Raw genomic sequence first — 14818 nt, 5'->3', positions numbered from 1 at the left:
AGCATCAACTATTCACTTTTCCTGACGATACGTCGTTGAAGTCAGTAAAGGTTAATTGAGCCGATGCCCGGACTCTTGCAAAGAATGGTACTTTTTATTTTGCCAGCAGAAATAATCTGTTTTCAAAAACGAATATTTAATCTGGCTCTGGTTATGCCCTTTATTGTTGCTACGAATTGCGTTTAATGCGTTGAGTGCCGGCTCTGCCTCAGCACCTTTATTGGCGCTGGCCGTTGCGTGCCTGAAATAAGTAAAGCGTCGCTTTATTTCAAACGGCATTGCCTACTTAATAACTGGTATATAAGGAGATTTCCATGGCATTTTCAGGAACGGGCCGCGCCACGGTCATATCGCTGAAAAGCGGTCACCCATTGTCTCAGTCCACTGAAGGAAAATCACAATCTATTCTGAGCGAACCCGCTCTTATCACGCTGCAAAGCTCACCTTCTCAGATTTCTTCTTTTCAGAAACAGGGTGACGATCTCATTCTTAACCTGCACGAGAGCGATACGCTTCGCTATCAGAATTTCTTTACTGAGGTTGCAGGCCAGCAGAGTAAAATGCTTTTCCAGCAGGGAAGTTTATTTCAGGAGGCACAGTTCAGCACAGACGTTTCCGGCGATGCTCAGACTGTCACCACGCTGACACCTGTCTGGCAATCTCCAGCTTCTGCAACATCTCCAATGCCATTCCCTGCCAGTCCAGAGTCAGATCCCGCGTTATCAGTCGTAGAGTCTTCCCAAAGCCAGATTCTGATCCCGTCAGGCACGCCGTTAAACGGAGCAGCTGTCGCCCTGAGGGCGACGACCAGCGAAGCCGATTCAACCTTAACGCTTACGCCCCAGGTTGAGTCAGCAACAGCTTCAGATGCCCCCGCCACCTCCGACGCTATGAAGGCCAGCCCCATTCCATTACCGGCGCTGACTCTTGATCCGGTTACCGGCGACAATGCGGTCAGTTACCAGGAGGGGATATACGGCATTATCTTCACTGGCTCCGCCGCCCATCTCCCCTCCGGCACGCCGGTTGAACTGACCCTTGACGGCAGAACCTGGCAGGGCAGCGTCTACCAGGATCAGTGGCAGGTTCAGCTCTCTGACAGCGACGTGAAAACTATCAAGGATGGCAACTATACCATTCAGGTCAGTGCAACGGATCTGAATAGAAACAGTACCAGCCTCAGCCAGAATCTGCTGCTGATTACCCACTACAACAGCAGCAACCCGAAAGTCACCGTTAACGACATCACGCTGGCGGATGCGGTCCAGCATGACGGTCAGACCTGGTACGTTATCAGCGGCACGCTTGAAGCGCCGCTGCCGCTTAAGACTTTTGCGGTGCAGGTTTCTGATACCTTCCACTGGAATTATGCCGTGGTAGAGGCAGATGGCAGCTGGCGCGCGGAAATCAGCGCGTCGGAGCTTTCCCAGGGCGGCAACTTCCTGTCGTTTGGCGTGCTGGACGGTGCCGGAAACTGGTTTGAGCAGAGTGGCAATGTCACAGCCGACCTTATTACGCCCGTTGAAGGCGGCAATGGGGTTCCGCCGGTTATCGATGACAATCCAACGGATGGTGGCAATACGCCACCCGCCGATGGTGGCACGCCGATTCCGCCTGTCAGCACGCCCCCTTCTTTAACCATTAACAGTTTTACTGGTGACGGCGTGTTAAGCGCTGAGGAGAAGCTCTCCCCACAGACGTTCAGCGGCACCACAGCGAACCTCGCCGCAGAGAGCACGCTGACCATAATGCTGAACGGTCAGACCTATACCACAACGCCGGCCGCTGACGGCAGCTGGAGTGTTACCCTGCCGTCTGCCGATCTGCAGGTGCTGCCGGTAGGGTCTAACCACATCAGCGTAACCTTTGAAAACAGCGTTGGCGGTACGACCACCGCAAACAAAGTCATTACCGTAGAGGCGTCAGCACCGCCATCAGACGCTATCCCGCCACAGCCGACTATAGACACGCCGTTTGTCGACGGGTTTATGAACGCACATGAACGCTTCGAGCCTGTTACGCTGAGCGGCTCCACTGGTGTGACCGGGGCGGGCCAGAAGATCGATCTGACCATAGATGGTGTTCACTATGCGGGCGCTGTGGACAGTCTGGGCAACTGGCTTGTCTCACTCTCCACCGGGCAGCTGATGGAAGCAGATTTAGCCGAGGGGAGTCATTCCGTTACGCTAACCGCCACCGATCGCTGGGGCCAGTCCGGTATCACGGAGACGACGTTTATTACCGATACGCAGGATCCTCTTGTCACGATTAATACACTGGCAGGGGACGGGGTGATCGACAGTCATGAAATCAGCAGCCCGCTGGTGATCTCCGGCAGAGGCGAAGCCGGCAGCACGATTGAGGTTAGTTTTGGGGCCTCCCACTGGAGCGGCATCGTCGATCAAAATGGCCAGTGGCAGTTCTCAGTTCCCGCGGAAACGCTGCAGGGAATGGAGGAAGGGAGCTACCGTGCCATTGCTGAAACAACCGACGAAGCGGGCAACAAAGGTTATGCCTCAGCAGGTGTGCAAATCTTCGCTACTGAGGCGTTGCCGCAGCTGACCCTTGATCCGATCACCGGCGACAATGCGGTCAGTTACCAGGAGGGGATATACGGGATTATCTTCACCGGCACCGCCGCTCATCTTCCCTCCGGCACGCCGGTTGAACTGACCCTTGACGGCAGAACCTGGCAGGGCAGCGTCTACCAGGATCAGTGGCAGGTTCAGCTCTCTGACAGTGACGTGAAAACTATCAAGGATGGCAACCACACCATTCAGGTCAGTGCAACGGATCTGAATGGAAACAGTACCAGCCTCAGCCAGAATCTGCTGCTGATTACCCACTACAACAGCAGCAACCCGAAAGTCACCGTTAACGACATTACGCTGGCGGATGCGGTACAGCATGACGGTCAGACCTGGTACGTTATCAGCGGCACGCTTGAAGCGCCGCTGCCGCTTAAGACTTTTGCGGTGCAGGTTTCTGATACTTTCCACTGGAATTATGCCGTGGTAGAGGCAGATGGCAGCTGGCGCGCGGAAATCAGCGCGTCGGAGCTTTCCCAGGGCGGCAACTTCCTGTCGTTTGGCGTGCTGGATGGCGCCGGAAACTGGTTTGAACAGAGTGGTCACGTCACAGCGGATCTGACTTCTCCGGTCAGTGATAACAGCGGCGATCCGTTGCCACCGGTCACCCCCGATAATCCCACCGATGGAAGCAATACTACGCCAGTGGTCGATATTCCAGGTCAGCCTGCACCTGAAATTGATACGCCATTTGGTGACGGCTGGCTGAACCGTGCGGAGAAAAAAGAGGGCTCGATGCTGACCGGCACAACGGGCGTCACCGGCAGCGGTCAGACGGTATCGGTGATTATTGGTGGTAAACATCACAATGCGGCAGTAAGCGACGACGGTCACTGGAGCCTGCCACTGGCGCCGGGGACGATGAAAACAGGTTTCGGCAAGGGGCAGCATGACATTGTCGTGACTGCTAGCGACGCGGCTGGCCATACGGCTACGATAACGACCAGCTATCAGGTGGATGTCTGCGCACCCAAAATCGCTTTTACTCACCTCACAGAGGGGCAGCAAATCAACCTTGCCTCCAGCCATGATCAGCATGTATCAGGTACGGGTGAAGCCGGTGATATTGTTACTGTCAGGCCTGGCGACCACCAGTGGCAAACCAGTGTGACCAGCAAAGGCACGTGGGCCGTGCAGCTTGAAACGCTGGACGCACTCACGCCTGAACCGGGCGAGCACAGGATAACCGCAACTATTCGTGATGCTGCCGGAAACGTTAACCTCGTTTCGCAAAACGTCGAGCTTTATATGGCCGAGCCGCAGCCGAAGCTGAGTATTGCAACCGCAGCGCAGGACAACCTGATCAATGCCACAACTGTGATCAGCAGCAACACAGAAGATGGCAGCAATTCGGAAAGCCATAGTGCTATCACACTGGAGCACGCGTCTCTTCATCCTGATATGGCTGACAATCTCCATCTCTCTGGAACAGTAAACAGTGAAACGCTCTCGCTTTTATATTCAAATCTGCACACCAGCCTGAACGGTGCTGCCGATGACGATTCGTTTCAGCTGAATGGTGCGCATGAGGCGTTTGATTTTGCCACGCTTGGGCTGAGATCAGGCAAAGCTGAGGTCATTAATCTGGGCGCTTTCAGCAGTAATAGCGTCAATCTGGGGCAAAAAGAGCCGTTGCCAATGAACGACAATGCGAGTGAGGCGCCGATGATAAAAGACGCGGACGGCAATGTGGTTACGCTAAGTAACATTGAAGGCGGCGTCTGGAGCGAGGATGGGCAGCGTATTAGTAACGGTCAGCAGTACGACCTGTATCACAATGCCTCTGCCAGCCATGAAGGTTCGCTGGCTGATATCCTGATGCAACATAATCTTCACTTACAACTGGCTTAAATCAGATGGCCGGGGCGGATTTTCTTCCCTGGCCATTTTCCGCAATTAAGATTGCCAGTGAAGCGCATACGAGTGCCCAGCGTAGCTATTCTCTAATGGCGTGCGAACCTACGCTGCCGGTATAGGGAAGACTGACGTCAGGCTAATTTCCGCTATGAGCGAAAAGCGGAACATTAAAAATAATGACATTGCTCAGACCCCATGTCCGCAGCTGACTAAAGTGAAAATAAAATGAACAAAAGCAGTCTTAAAGCGTTTTCCCTGTTACGTGTTCTGACGTTGACGTGTGTGCCCATGTTTTTACTGGGTTGCGCCAGTGCACTTTGCCCTTTTGGCACCACTGAAGGCACGGTACCGGACTTTAAAAATAGTTACTGGAGATCCACAGATAAAAAACCGGCTAAGACTAATGAACAAGTCCTGGAGGAATGCACCCATGCTGCCGATGCTGAGGAGCAACGCCTTTCGCAGATCTATCTGCAGATGTGTAAATCCGGACGTTTAACTGCAGAAAATCAACGCTTTGCACAGAGATTACTGGGCAATCCACTCTATTCTGGCCTGGAACCAGCAAAAGCCGTCCCCCAGCATCAATCAGATGATTCAGTTAAAGCTCAGCTGAAATGGTCGATGTCTTATAGCGATAATCCTCAGGAGTTCAAAGAAAATTGTGGCTCTTACATTGAAAATAACGCAGCGGAACGGTCCAGCACCATGCTGGGTTTACAGGCGGGCCGTTACAAAGAGCAGGTTTTTAAACAGTGCATGGCAGAAAACCATATGGCGCTCATTGTACCAAGGACTGAATTCAGTCAATGCAAGTCGATAGGGTGGTAAGCAACCACAGGCCTGACCTCTAAACCAGGCAAAATATAATGTGTCCGCTAAAACTCATCATCTATTTATGTCTGTAAACCGGGTTCATTAGCCGTGCCCAGCACACCGGGGTTTTTAAACCTGCGCCACCAGACAAGTAAGCATGGGAAGATGAGAAAATGATTACACTGAAGATTTACGCTCCGTACCCCAAAGAAACAGTGTTATGTGGGCAGATATAAAATTAAATGCGGGCTATGCTGCAGAATGCATGATCCCGGAAAAGCATTAATTATGTTGAATAGCGTTCATGCCAGGCGGCGCGCTTGCCGTTTACCTTCGGTCTGCACTATCTGATGTGATACCAGGATAGCGGTTAAAGGGAATAACACATGAAGTCAAACCATAGTATCTTTGTCAGGATAGGGTTAATTACTGGAGTGTTTCTGATTTTTATTTTCTTAAAATATATTTTCGATGCAAGTCGGCCAATGCAAAGCGATGTGCGTGGCAGGCCTGTCCTTAATGTCTGTAGCGAATCTGTTCATGGTAAATTTAACCAGAATGGTGAGAGAGATAACTTATTTCAGGTAAGTCAGCAATGTTCAAATGATATACGGCCTGTTTTCAGTAACTATGTATCCATTAAGAACAATATTTACTGGGTGAGTAAAATTAATTACGAACACTCTCCCTGCATTACTGGGACGGGCGATACTTCAGGTTTAATTTATAACATCACTTCCTGGGGTTGCTTAACAGCAAAGCCCATGCAGGTCAATAAAATAGAAAAGCGCGATCTTTATTTAGTGGCTAAATACTCCTCTACGTTTCGACCGGTTAATTACGTTAAGACTACCCGGCCATACTGGCAATCGGAACAATTAGCGAGCTACGCGCAAGATGAATCGTCTGTATATTTCCGTAGCGAGAAGATAAAAGAGGTTAACCCGGAAGATTTCCAGGTTATTTTTCCATTTGGAAAGGATGATAAATGGCGTATTTACAATGTCTTCAAAAGTAATGGCTCAACCTATGTCGGTGGCTATAATGTTGGTGATTTAGATCTGAGTAAATTTCATCTTCTTTCTGTTGTCTCCTGTCCGGAGCATGGGCTCACCAGATGCACGGGATATAGCAATCCAGATACCTTTTTTCGTGCGGGAAACTGGGGGCGCGGAGTGATTGGTCACATCGGGAATGATGTCATCTTTTTACAGCCTGAAGTGATCAGTCGCTTCTCAAATATGGCTTCACCAGACATGTTTATGTTTGCGTCATCCGATCGTATTTATCTGTATACTTACAGTAAATTTTACGAAGTGGTTGAAGGTGAGACAGGATTACAAAAGAAACTTGTCGAGATGGATAAACAGTATTTCGAGCAGAATCCATGATTATCTGGCAGGCAAAATGTGATCACGTGCTGCCACGTAAACATTATCTAATTAACATCCAGGTGAGTCTGTAATTGAAACTGCTCTCAGGGGGGTGGAAAACATCCGAATTCCGACACCCTGGACTCACCTGTTTCTATATGTCTGGCTGAAAAATGATACCATTAGTTCTTTTCATTAACGGTCCTGCTGCCCCGATCCTGATTGATATGATACGCATCAATCCCAGTAAACCAGATAAGCAAGTGCGGCAGCTGAACAGAAGGCATAGGGGCTTAAAAGCAAAATATCCGAATAAGGCGTTTCACATATCCTGATAACAGGCCATGCCAGTACAACCAGCCACATGAAGAGCGCAGAGCACACGATAAAAAAGCTCCCCTTCAGGGCAGCGTCAGGATAAAATCGCTTTGAAATCATCGCTAATGGCATGCCGATTATCATTGAGCCCATCGTGGTGCCAATAATACTCACCATAACGATGAAAAAATAAGTAAAAATTAAACCCATTACGGGTGTACTGCTTTTTCCCAAGGAAAGATAGGTTAAAACCAGTAATGAACCCACGACACTACTAAATATTGCTGATATCACAGATATCCTAATCCAGTTGTCGTCAATAATATTCGGCATAATTTTCTCTATGTCTGAGCAGCTATATTGATGCAGCTTACTCGCTTAAATTTTCGGCACGGGCTTGATCGCAAAACAGGCTTCCGGCACAGCATCCTTTTGCTGACCTGTGACGGGCATCCGGCAATAAGGACATTAAGGCCGCCTGTCAGGGTATTTAGCGCCAGGCCAGTGAGCGTCTCGCATCCTTAAGGCTGAATCGCTTTACCCTGCTCATCAAGCAGATCCGTCAGGAGAGCCGTTCCATCGCTTCCCACCCGAAATGCCCCGTAACGCGCCTGGGCGAATCTGTCGGCATGACCTTCCTGAAAGAAATAAGCGTTAGTACCGACGGTCAGCGAGCCATAATGTTGATGGTATTTTACCCGTAGCTGATTCGGCTGCAGAGGTTCACCCTGATCAAAACGGGCCTGAGTCGCATGACGCTGCGCATCGAGGTCAACAATCAGGGTTCCGCTGGTGGGCAGGCATGACGCTGACAGGGTCGCGCCACAGGACTCAGCCTGTTGATACAACGTCAGTTCCAGTGGGCGGGTGAGGGCATAATTCAGCGCCATGTAATCACCCTGCATCAGGGATCGCGGGTCAACCGGGGCAAGAGGTAAAATCATGACCGCGCCTTGCTTCAGCAACTGCTCTTTTTGCCAGATACTGACATTGACGGCTATCAGCGCCAGCGCTATCACAGCGCCAGCCAGCCATCGGCTCTGTTTATGCATTTTCACTGGCACCTCCGATTTGTGCAGGTAATACTTTTTTGACTCCCCATGCCAGCCCCAGTAAAACCAGACCGCTGACCAGCAGCAGCAGGGATTTCTGCAGCAGAATTACCTCCAGGAAGTAATACCAGCCAATGACATACAGCACAATGAAACTGCCACTGACCACCAGCAACCCCAGACTTCCCTGATAACGTGCCATCAGAATTAACCACAATCCCAGCCCTATACCCGGTGCATAGAGGGCGGCAGCCCCGCAGATAAGTGCAGCGGGCAGCGTGATAATCGAAAACAGCGGCTGGCTATGCCTTTTCTGACTGAGCGCACTCAGCACTAAGCCAGCCGCGATCCCTGGGCCAGTCGCAGACTGAAGCGTGGAAAATTGCGATGCTGACCAGAGGAAATCCGTTAGATACGCCGCGTTTATCCCGAGGAAACTCAGCAACATCAGACCACACGGGATGCCATACAGCAGAGGATGTACCGCGTCAGCATACGGCCCTGCCTGTAAACTCAACTGATGACTGACAGTCCACGTCCACAAAAATATGACCGCCGCCACCAGTACGGACACAACAAGGCGTGCAGCCATCGGAGACAGGCAGATCCGGGCCAGAGAGTAGCCTGCCAGCACCAGGAAAAAGGTCAGGGCAGTGATGGCCATAAACCGATAAGTGCGGTCGGGCATAGCCATCGCCATTGCGGCCAGGATCGGCAAGGCAGTCAGTGAACTCAGCATAATAAAGCTGACGTCATTGCTCTGGATTTGCAGCAGAACGCCGGTTATCAGCCCGCACGTAGCCGCAATCGCCCATGCCAGCCCGAGGTGATGTTTACCGTCACGCTGACTGCTTAACAGGCCACGCGCAATGGCGGCAAGCAGCAGCGAAGGAATAATAAGGGTGGCAGCATTCGGGTCTTCCAGCAGATCAGTGGCATAGAGCATCAGTATCATCAGTAACAGAATGATGATCGCTGCCACCCAGCCCCCGACGCTTAGCGCCAGCCTCAGATACCAGGGCAGGTCGGATGCGTGACCGCGCTGCTTAATTTCCTCAACCTGCGAGGCGCTCAGCAAACCCTGCTGACGCAAAGTGTCTGTCAGTAAGGTCAGCCTGGCCAGAGCCAGATCGATTGGCCCCTTTTCAACCAGTTTGCGTTGCCATTTCAGCAGAATTGAACCATTTACCGCCACCCAGAACGCCATCAGGATGCCGGTCAAAAACAGATCACCCGTATCGTAGGCTAAAAGAAATAACTGCATAATTAGCGCACAGCCAACCAAGGTCAGGCTGGCAATGCCCAGCGTCAGCATGCAGAGATCCTGATAGCGGTAACGGTACAGGTAATAACCTGCCAGCAGGGTGATCACCCAACCGCCCGTGATGTAAGGAAGGTGGTCACCGCCGCCCCAGTCAGAGAGGTTCCCGGCCACAATGGCGGTCAGCTGAAGCAGTAAAAATCCCGCCATGACTCGCGAGAACCAGCGGCTTGCCAGCCAGCTCTCGGGCTGATGCGTTATCGCGCGCCACGCCAGCGCTTCCCTGACAATCAGGCAGGCTGCCAGCAACGCCAGATATGCGTAGAGCACAGTGGTCGGGAGCCTGGCTAAACTGTCAGACGCGGCGAGATCCAGCAGTGACGACGGCAGGGTGTTGTAATAGAGCTGGAACGCCAGGTTAGCGACCAGCCAGCTGCAAAACCAAAGGCTGTTTTGCCGGGCAATCAGCGCCAGCGGCAGAAGAACGTATAACCAGGCCCGGAATAGCTCCCAGCTGTCAGCACCGGTCTGATAAATCTGTCCATACAGCGCAAAAAGGGCACCGAAGCTTAGCCCTGTCGCCAGTAATGCGTTGCGTGCCAGCGTGCTGTACCAGCGCCACCAGACAATCACCGCTAGCGCGACGATCAACAGCTCGGCCAGGGCAAATTTCGCCATTTTCGGCAGCCAGCCCCAGTTCCAGGCAATAAAGAACACCGCTCCGGCAACCAGAGACAGTAATCCCAGACAGGAAAGAACCGGGATAAGAAACTGACGCCACTGAGCATCTGACGGTCTGATTCCACAGAAAGCAAAGATACGCTGGCAGGTCTCCGGGGTCAGGCTTCCTCCTTTCAGCAGGCGTGCGATCTGGCGACAAAGATACTCTGCCGTCCGTGACGGCATCCCGGTGATGCCATCGGGTGCAAGCTCCCTCATTCTTTCCCTGCCTCTGTTAGCGGTATGACTTTGATGATGAAGTTAACGGCTGTTCTTCCCTGCGATCAATCCGCGTGTCGGTCAGTGACGCTCTGCTGAGCGGCCGATAATTTTGCTGAACAAATGTAAACATCTTTTCCAGGATATAACAGCGTAAATCAAAGGCGAGGGGGGAACTCTGCGCAATCTGCCGCATTATTGTGATCAAATGGTGTCGCGGCCGTATTTGTGCTGCGTGAACATGACATCCGCCCCCGACGAACGCGATCTCCGCAGGCAGGCTTTACTGCTGTACTCTCAGAGGTACCGCATCACCCGCATTGCTGAAAGGTAAGAAGCGTAAAGATTATCGGGTGACCGAGCAGGGGACGCTTACGGTTGATGATAAGTTGATTGCCACGACTATTGGCCAGAAGCCGCTAAAGAAACCGCAGTCGGACAGCAAATTGTGGATTGTTAGCTGCCTGAACCGCTGAAATAAACGATTTCCTGAACCGAGGTTTCACCCCTTTATCGCAGGTGATGATGAGACACGGCGTAATACTTTTACCCTGGCCCGTCGCGCATTGATTCAAAGGGGTGAGTTCCTGAGTGGAAAAGCGCATACGCTACCGGACGCCGCGCCGTATTGGGCGAGCGTGCAGAAAACCGCCCATTCGCTGAATCGGATTGCGGGCAGTTGCTATGCTGGCAGAGGTCCAAAGGCGCGGTATGAATCCACCAGTGAATCAAAAAGCGAGATATCTGAGCGACTTCTGGCGATAAGCTGGGCACCAGCAATGGCCGTGAAAATTGCACGTGCTCTGGATTCACTCTCACCTGAATCGCACACCTTCGCAGCCACCAGCAGTTTGTTCAGCCATGCAATGTTCACATCAGCAAACTTCTGTATTTCTGCATTCATTTCAGGAGGTAAGGTCTCTTTTTCAGCGCCCATGAAACTGCCCAGGCAGAGACGATTTTCGGCCTCAAGTGATCTTCGGAAGATTTCAGGAAAGCGACGCAGCGCGTCAATGGGTGATGGGCTTTCTGATTCGATCATCTCGAGTGCGAGCGCACCGTCCTCCCAGTATCGTCTGGCAACGGCAATACCCAACTCGGCTTTGCCTGGAAAATAGTAGTAAATACTCGCCGCTTTGATACCCACATCCTGCGCGAGGTCGCGGAAATTCAAACCGTTATAGCCCTGAGATTGGGCAATTTTCCTGGCCGCCTGCAAAATGGCTTCCCTGGTGTTGACGCTCATCTTGATGCCTTTGGTATTGGGATGATCTCTTAAATAGAGAACGCTAATTTACAGCAAACGCTTACCGGGTGACAGGGTGATTGCCATGGAAAACAGTAAGTTCAATGCATCCAGGGTGCTCAGGCAGACGTCATTGCATCATGGTTTAGCAAGTAACATCGACAGCCGACGCTATCATAAGCACTCTGGTCACCGGGAAAGTCAGTAGATAACGAACCCGGCGTACCGGAGTTTACATCGAGTGGTGCTATTACCGGGCTGGCGAATCCAGCTCAGGAATGCCGCTGTTGCGATCGGCGTAGGCCGCCTGGAAGGCAGGACGTTTTGTCCAGCGCTGCCAGTACGCATCTAAGAACTCAAAACGCTCGTCCAGTGGAGTGGCATTGACCGGGAATTTCGAGAAGGCGATCGCGGTCGCCAGAGTAATATCCGAGAAGGTCGGGGCATCGCCGCCGAGCAGCCATTCGCGGCCGTCTGAAAGATGGCGATTAACCAGCGCGGCGTGAGCCAAAGCTTCTTTACGGCAGTGTTCACCCCAGGCCTCATTTTTGGTCAATTCCAGCTTGAAGCCGAGGCCGGTGTGCAACACGTGGAACGCTGTAACGATGCGGTACAGGATATGCACCCACACCCGGTTATCCCACATATTATCCAGCCCCTGTTCCAGTGCTGTTTCTCCCATAATCTTGCGGCCCGGATACTCCTGATCAAGATAGCGAACGATGGCAGCCGTTTCAGAAATATAACTCCCGTCAGCCAGTTCAAGGGTAGGCGTTTCGCCCCACGGATTCATATTCAAATGTCGCCAGCCACGCTGCTCTCCTCCAGGGGACATGTCATAGATGGTCTCGGCAAACTGGTCAGCGATGCCCTTTTCGTGCATGAAAAGCCGCAGGCGCTGTGGATTAGGAAAGGCCGAAGGTGATGTAAAAAGCTGAAGTTTAGCAGTCATGGTCGATCCTACAGGTTGATGGTTGGGGTATCTAACTAACGTTAGGTAGGCAAACATTAGCGGGCAAATCAACACACGTCAACACCGGTCTAACACTTGTTAGGTTAATTTTTCGGTGATCTTCATGCTTGATACGATATTTCAGCGGAGGCATAGCTGAAGGAGGGGGACAATGACGCCGGAGGGTTGAAAAATGCAAATGAGTGGAGAGGTTCGATTCAAGCGGGTTTTCAGGTGAGTTGCATTTTTGCAATTACTGTCGACTGGTTGCCATTCGGGCTGCTGGCCAACAGGAAGAGCCGGCTGATAGTCCGGAAGCGCAAGGGCCACGGGGTGAGGTAGTAGCGGTTAGATCAGCCCATGAAGCCGACTGGTGTCGGCATCATCACTGGTCACAAAAATGAGCGGCCGCTGTGAGCGAGAAGCGGTCGTCAAAATGATAGCGGCAGGGACGTTCTGCCATAATAAATATAACAACCCGCTCGCGAACCCTTTATGGTGTTGATTTTTCAGACAGAGTTGCAGGGCAGCATAAAACCCCCGGTTTTTACTGCAACCAGTCTATCCACGTTTTACTTTTTTAATTGCCATTTTTACTAACCAATAAATGGCTAAAGCGTAAAACGCGATAACGGTCAAAAGGGAAAAGAACGTAACCGGATCCGTACCGGCTTCGTATACGTCATCCTGATAACTGCTGAAAATTTGGTGAGAATGTTCAACGAGCCACGCCGTCAGCGGATAGAGTGGCATCCCGTAACGCGACACCATAAAGGCCACAATAAAGCAGACGAAAAAACCCGCTGCTTTTCTAGCGAATTTTGCAGTTTGCAAAGTTACTTTCTCCCTGAACGTCAACGTAGCCGTATGCCATCAAGCTGTTTCGCGAACCCGGCACGCGGATTGTTTTTCTCCGGAGCAGCGCCTGTCTTACCGTATAGAAATCAGTACGCCGCACGAAGGTGATACACCCTTCACTTTCTCCGGAGCCGTCTGGCCGAAGAGGATGCAGGCGGAAGCCGCCGCGGGCAACGCCATTGATGAAGATGGAATCACTCATCGTTTTCGAATCAAAGAGCGCAAACCACTCTGAATGATTTGAGTTGTTCCAGGTGTCGACGGCCCATCCTCTGATCCGGTTAGCGATACTGCCTTCAGGACGCGGAACAATCCAGTAGCGCCCGACCGGAATGGCACTGTTAGGCTTGTAGGTACAGTTTGGATCATTGGTATAAGGCTTTTGGCCGGAAAAGACCGGGAAGGTACCCACGCCGTAAACGTGCAGCTTTGCCTCGCCGCCGCCCTTTGTCAGATCGTCGTAGGTCATTCTCATTAACTGCATTAAACGCTCCCTGTAGGTTATAAGGCATGCCAATGAACCGGGCAATGCTACCATTCCTTAATAGAGAAGTTAACGGGCAGGCGGGCGCTTGACAGCCAGAGTTCATCTCATGCGAACCAGACAGCCTTATTTATTATAAGACTACTTGCCGCACCCCGTAAGAGGCCTTCGGCGCGATCCTTCAGCACAAATACTGACGTCCGCTTATGGCACAAAGCGGACGTTACTGGCTCAATTACAGTTATTTTCATGCATCCCTGGTCAACGGTCAGTAATGTACCAGACCGCCATCTACCGCATACTGGCTGCCGGTAACATAGGATGCGTCATCGGACAGGAGAAATAGTGCAACTGCCGCGGCCTCTTCCGCTGTTCCTGCGCGACCCAAAGGAACCTGGCTTACCACAAAATCTTCAAACTGCTGACGCGACTCCTCTGGCATAAAGTGCCTGAAGTTGGTTTCAATCGGACCTGGCACCAAAGTGTTGGCGCGGATACCGCGTTCAGCCAGCGCTGATGCCCAGCTTTTGACCATAGCGATAACCGCGCCTTTCGTTGCTGCATAAAGGCTTGTCATCGCCGCACCTTCATATACAGATGAAGATGAAGTAACCAGAACGGATGCGCCTGAATTAAGTGATTTGGAGAGGGCTGCCAGCTGTAGCATCGGGCCGCGCACATTAGCATTCATCATTCGATTAAAAGAATCTGCCGTTACAGATTCGGGAGAGCTTACCTCTGCGAAGCCAGCATTAAGCCATAATCCATCAAGGGTACCCCAGCCACTAATCGCTTCCTGCAGCGCATTTATGTCAGTTTCGCCTGCAGCATCGCTTTTCATAACAAGCGATGTCGCAGGAAGCATGCTGCGTGCACGTTCCAGCCTTTCTTCATTTAGCCCCGTAATAGCTACATGACCACCTTCCGTGACAATACGCTGAGCGCCTGCCAGCCCCATTCCACTCGTACCACCAGTGATCAATATACGTTTACCCTGAAACCTGCCCATGCTTACTCCCTTTATTTGGCTTTGGAATCAGCATTTACCTTACGTAAGAAAAACACTATTCGTCA

Annotated in this window: 11 protein-coding genes; 3 read left to right on the top strand and 8 right to left on the bottom strand. The window is 51.7% G+C overall.

The features are described 5' to 3' along the window. Positions 1 to 314: 314 nt before the first annotated feature. From ACVKSX_RS10355 to ACVKSX_RS10345, 3 genes are all read left to right on the top strand, one after another. Positions 315 to 4439 carry a BapA prefix-like domain-containing protein gene (locus tag ACVKSX_RS10355; protein ID WP_354438693.1) on the top strand — a complete coding sequence of 1375 codons (4125 nt, stop codon included), beginning with the start codon at positions 315 to 317 and terminating at the stop codon, positions 4437 to 4439. A 231-nt stretch (positions 4440 to 4670) separates the two neighbouring features. Continuing rightward, positions 4671 to 5276, top strand: coding sequence for a hypothetical protein (locus ACVKSX_RS10350; protein ID WP_354438694.1), 606 nt, complete (start codon positions 4671 to 4673; stop codon positions 5274 to 5276). A gap of 371 nt (positions 5277 to 5647) precedes the next feature. After that, complete coding sequence (locus ACVKSX_RS10345; protein WP_354438696.1) at positions 5648 to 6652, top strand: hypothetical protein; 1005 nt, start codon at positions 5648 to 5650, stop codon at positions 6650 to 6652. A gap of 219 nt (positions 6653 to 6871) precedes the next feature. Here the strand turns inward: ACVKSX_RS10345 and ACVKSX_RS10340 are convergent, their stop codons facing one another. The 8 genes from ACVKSX_RS10340 to ACVKSX_RS10305 form a co-directional block, all read right to left on the bottom strand. After that, on the bottom strand, positions 6872 to 7285 hold the full coding sequence (locus ACVKSX_RS10340) for a hypothetical protein (RefSeq protein WP_060678909.1): 414 nt from the start codon (positions 7283 to 7285) through the stop codon (positions 6872 to 6874). A gap of 188 nt (positions 7286 to 7473) precedes the next feature. Beyond that, positions 7474 to 8004 carry a GDYXXLXY domain-containing protein gene (locus ACVKSX_RS10335; protein ID WP_033768695.1) on the bottom strand — a complete coding sequence of 177 codons (531 nt, stop codon included), beginning with the start codon at positions 8002 to 8004 and terminating at the stop codon, positions 7474 to 7476. Further along, entirely contained in the window at positions 7997 to 10204 is a 2208-nt protein-coding gene (locus ACVKSX_RS10330; RefSeq protein WP_354438697.1) for a DUF4401 domain-containing protein, read from the bottom strand. The genes ACVKSX_RS10335 and ACVKSX_RS10330 overlap by 8 nt, the downstream gene beginning before the upstream one ends. A 682-nt stretch (positions 10205 to 10886) precedes the next feature. After that, positions 10887 to 11450: a TetR/AcrR family transcriptional regulator gene (locus ACVKSX_RS10325; RefSeq protein ID WP_187493051.1), complete on the bottom strand. Its 564-nt coding sequence runs from the start codon at positions 11448 to 11450 to the stop codon at positions 10887 to 10889. Positions 11451 to 11700: 250 nt separating this feature from the next. After that, positions 11701 to 12402, bottom strand: a complete 702-nt coding sequence (locus ACVKSX_RS10320) for a glutathione S-transferase family protein (protein ID WP_010670628.1) — start codon at positions 12400 to 12402, stop codon at positions 11701 to 11703. A gap of 561 nt (positions 12403 to 12963) precedes the next feature. Continuing rightward, entirely contained in the window at positions 12964 to 13236 is a 273-nt protein-coding gene (locus tag ACVKSX_RS10315; RefSeq protein ID WP_010246721.1) for a hypothetical protein, read from the bottom strand. Then, on the bottom strand, positions 13214 to 13744 hold the full coding sequence (locus ACVKSX_RS10310) for a DUF2778 domain-containing protein (RefSeq protein ID WP_010246718.1): 531 nt from the start codon (positions 13742 to 13744) through the stop codon (positions 13214 to 13216). Before ACVKSX_RS10310 ends, ACVKSX_RS10315 begins: the two co-directional genes overlap by 23 nt. A gap of 268 nt (positions 13745 to 14012) precedes the next feature. Continuing rightward, complete coding sequence (locus ACVKSX_RS10305) at positions 14013 to 14753, bottom strand: SDR family oxidoreductase (RefSeq protein WP_031292481.1); 741 nt, start codon at positions 14751 to 14753, stop codon at positions 14013 to 14015. Positions 14754 to 14818 lie beyond the last annotated feature (65 nt).

It is taken from the genome of Pantoea sp. PvP021 (assembly GCF_054056055.1).
This window is presented reverse-complemented; position numbering and strand designations above follow the sequence as displayed.

What these genes read in the sequence shown, in the direction of transcription:
- ACVKSX_RS10355 (WP_354438693.1), top strand. Translation starts at nt 315, where the DNA reads ATGGCATTTTCAGGAACGGGCCGCGCCACGGTCATATCGCTGAAAAGC.
- ACVKSX_RS10350 (WP_354438694.1), top strand. Translation starts at nt 4,671, where the DNA reads ATGAACAAAAGCAGTCTTAAAGCGTTTTCCCTGTTACGTGTTCTGACG.
- ACVKSX_RS10345 (WP_354438696.1), top strand. Translation starts at nt 5,648, where the DNA reads ATGAAGTCAAACCATAGTATCTTTGTCAGGATAGGGTTAATTACTGGA.
- ACVKSX_RS10340 (WP_060678909.1), bottom strand. Translation starts at nt 7,285, where the DNA reads ATGCCGAATATTATTGACGACAACTGGATTAGGATATCTGTGATATCA.
- ACVKSX_RS10335 (WP_033768695.1), bottom strand. Translation starts at nt 8,004, where the DNA reads ATGCATAAACAGAGCCGATGGCTGGCTGGCGCTGTGATAGCGCTGGCG.
- ACVKSX_RS10330 (WP_354438697.1), bottom strand. Translation starts at nt 10,204, where the DNA reads ATGAGGGAGCTTGCACCCGATGGCATCACCGGGATGCCGTCACGGACG.
- ACVKSX_RS10325 (WP_187493051.1), bottom strand. Translation starts at nt 11,450, where the DNA reads ATGAGCGTCAACACCAGGGAAGCCATTTTGCAGGCGGCCAGGAAAATT.
- ACVKSX_RS10320 (WP_010670628.1), bottom strand. Translation starts at nt 12,402, where the DNA reads ATGACTGCTAAACTTCAGCTTTTTACATCACCTTCGGCCTTTCCTAAT.
- ACVKSX_RS10310 (WP_010246718.1), bottom strand. Translation starts at nt 13,744, where the DNA reads ATGCAGTTAATGAGAATGACCTACGACGATCTGACAAAGGGCGGCGGC.
- ACVKSX_RS10305 (WP_031292481.1), bottom strand. Translation starts at nt 14,753, where the DNA reads ATGGGCAGGTTTCAGGGTAAACGTATATTGATCACTGGTGGTACGAGT.